The following is a 2745-nucleotide window of genomic DNA, read 5'->3' as shown; positions in this document are numbered from 1 at the left end:
ACTCGGGCTCGGTAACGGCGATTTCGCTCGGCGTGCATGGCGCGGCCGCGCGGCGTTGCCTGATAGCGCCGGCGCGCGTTCCTTTGCCTCTCGCGACGGGCTACTTGCGCACAGGTTCCTGTGCAGTAAATCTGGCCTCGGTCGCACCGTCGACAGACAAGCACCTGACGACGGCAAGATAGATACGCAAAGGAAAATCCGGCACGAAACTTCATCAAGACATGCGTCATGGCAAGTTAGACGTTCCGGATTCAGAACCTCTGCGTCGGTAAATTACAGCAAGATTGGTCGCTCCGCGAGGGTGACGTCGACCTTCGGCTACAGTTATGGATGCAACGACTGGATTCCGCGGCCAACCCATCGGGTCCTTGAGCGATTTTGTCCGCGCGGGGAACTGCCGTAAAGCCCCGCCCGCACCCTCCACCTCAGGCGGCTCGGCCGCAAACGCGCCGCTTATGCGCGGATCTTGATCGCCGCCGACACTCCTGCCCCCCCAGTCCGAAATGCAGGTGCCAAGCCGCCGGCGCGCGCGTGGATTCTTGCTGCCACTCAGCTACCGGACTGGCGGATGTGCGAGTCTGTGGGCATGGCTCAAACCGCTTCCTCCGGCCGAAGATCGCGGGCGTCTGCTGGCCCATCGTCGCGGATCGCAATCGCCCGCTCAAACATGTGCGGCGGGCGCACGTTGTCCTTTGTTCGGCCGACCGCTTGCCTGTCCAGGAAGTGGCGCGGGGCGCGAGCGCTGGCCGCCTCGAACAGGTACCTGCGCAGCTCGTGCATCGGACCAAGAAGTGATCGACCTTGAAGGCGTGGGGCGTGCGGCTGATCAAACGCATCGGCATGAAGAAAGCGAAGGTCGCGATCGCGCGCAAGATCGCCGTCATCCTCCAGTGCATCTGGGTCGACGAAACGGCGTTCGACTGGGGCCAACCGAAGGCGGCCTGATTTCCTTAAATTAGCGCAATCTCCGGCGCACGACGTCGCCGGCGATGTCCCCGCCGGGACGGTGGTGGTTGGGTGACCTTGGTCAATCGGCTGAAGGCGGTTTCGCCGCACTTCGTTGCGCACTTTAGGGCACCCGCCCCGAAAATTATCATGAGGCGCTTAAGCGACCTCGGAAAGGACCGTGACCCCGGCGCTGGACAGTACGTTGTACACGCTCTCCGGCTTGCTCATTGGAGGTTCTGAAGCGCGAACTACGCAGCCTCGCTCCCGCGCGCGCGGATCGACCTTCGAGGCCGACAGGAGGGAGCTTGGGTCTCCCCCGAAATTAATGGGCCAATTGACACTATGTGTCGGCGGCGCTACGCAAATTCCCGTCTCAGCGGACCGGTGGCAATGAGCACAGCAGGCAAGACCGCCAGTCATTCCTGCGGACGATATGGAAGGTCCGATTCACTGGACGCAGCCGCGTTACGTGTCCTTGCAGGGAGTAAGTGATGGTGAAGATCGTTGCCGTAGATCACGATCGCCATGGGCGCAAGCGTTGGCGGCGGCCGAATGGCTATGGATTTGCCGGCAATCTCAACGTGGCGCCGCTTGGCGGTTCGGAATTCTCCCAAGCGATCGCGACGTTCCCGATCGGGTTTGTCGAGAGATCGCCCGGAAGCTATATGCCGGTGGCGGTCTTGGCGTTGTCGAAGGGCGGCAATCTGTTTGTGGGGCCGGGGGGACATTGGCTTGGTGGTTACATACCTGCTGTCTTGCGTAGTTACCCGTTTTCGCTAGTCCGCACCGACGGCGTCGATGAGGGAGTATTGGGCATTGACGAGGACAGCGGGCTGGTCGTTGACAATGGCGAAGGCGAGAGTGTGGAAGAGTTTTTCGCGGCGGATGGAACGCTCGCGCCTACCACCAAAGCGATCGCGGAATTGATTCATTTCTCGGAGCGCGATCAACTCACGACTGCGCGGGCGGTTTCGGCTCTTGCCGATGCTGGTGTGATCAAGCCCTGGCCGTTGACGATGCAGGTCGGCGATCAACAGATATCCGTCAGTGGTCTTCATTCCGTTGATGAGGCGGCGCTGAACGCGCTCGATGACGCGACCTTTCTCAAGTTACGAAAGGCATCGTCCTTGGTCATTGCCTATGGGCAGCTGCTTTCCATGGTGCAGGTGCATGGACTGGCGCGCCTGATTCTGATGCAGAAGCAGATGGAAGCTGTGGTGTGATGCGCCGTAGGGGTGGCGTAGGTGGCCTCTATCGATCTTCGCTCGACTAAGCCGCTGATTGGTCGCCGAAACGGCAGGTCAGCCGGAATGCAAGCCGGCGAAGATCGGGCTCCAGTCTGGAGTTATAGCGTGGGTGACCGCCACTTCGGCTGCGTCCAGGAGGGTCTGCGGAGCCAAGTGCGCGTACCTTTGCGTCATCCGGGGCGTCGCATGCCCGAGCAGCCCCTGCACCACGTAGAGCGAGACGCCCTGGTTGACGAGCAAGCTCGCAAACGAGTGGCGCAGGTCATGCAAGCGGACGTCGCCCAGTCCTGCGCGGCGTCGGATTCGGTCCCACGGGTAGAAGACGCCGATGAGGCGCGTCGGGAAGATAAAAGGGCACGCCGGATGACGCGGGATCGACTTCAGCACCGCCATCGCCGCGGTATTGAGGGCGATTGTCCTGGGCTTGCCCGATTTCGAGACAGACACCAGCAACGCTCGCCTCGTCCAGTCCATGAGCAGCAGCAGCATGATCGCTTGTGCGGCGGCGCGGTTTTCGTCCTCGGCAAGGGACGCGATGAGGCGGTCGGTT

At 61.8% G+C, this 2745-nt stretch carries 3 protein-coding genes and 1 pseudogene; 3 read left to right on the top strand and 1 reads right to left on the bottom strand.

Annotated features, from left to right (window positions below; genetic code table 11):
* The 3 genes and pseudogenes from ACLP2E_RS10630 to ACLP2E_RS10620 form a co-directional block, all read left to right on the top strand.
* Positions 1–182, top strand: a 182-nt coding sequence (locus ACLP2E_RS10630) for a hypothetical protein (RefSeq protein ID WP_442465891.1), incomplete at its 5' end; no start/stop codon positions are given.
* Positions 183–771: 589 nt separating this feature from the next.
* A pseudogene (locus tag ACLP2E_RS10625) lies at positions 772–945 on the top strand (IS110 family transposase); the annotation flags it as partial.
* A gap of 494 nt (positions 946–1439) precedes the next feature.
* Positions 1440–2171, top strand: coding sequence for a SapC family protein (locus ACLP2E_RS10620; RefSeq protein WP_442465890.1), 732 nt, complete (start codon positions 1440–1442; stop codon positions 2169–2171).
* A 78-nt stretch (positions 2172–2249) separates the two neighbouring features.
* On the opposite strand, the gene ACLP2E_RS10615 is transcribed toward ACLP2E_RS10620, so the two are convergent.
* Positions 2250–2745: tyrosine-type recombinase/integrase (locus tag ACLP2E_RS10615; RefSeq protein ID WP_442465889.1), on the bottom strand; the 496-nt coding region annotated here is incomplete at its 5' end.

This window comes from Rhodoblastus sp. (assembly GCF_052145335.1).
Lineage (GTDB): Bacteria > Pseudomonadota > Alphaproteobacteria > Rhizobiales > Beijerinckiaceae > Rhodoblastus.
This window is presented reverse-complemented; position numbering and strand designations above follow the sequence as displayed.

Bases quoted from the DNA above. Each gene is read 5' to 3' on its own strand.
- ACLP2E_RS10620 (WP_442465890.1), top strand. From the start codon at position 1,440: ATGGTGAAGATCGTTGCCGTAGATCACGATCGCCATGGGCGCAAGCGT.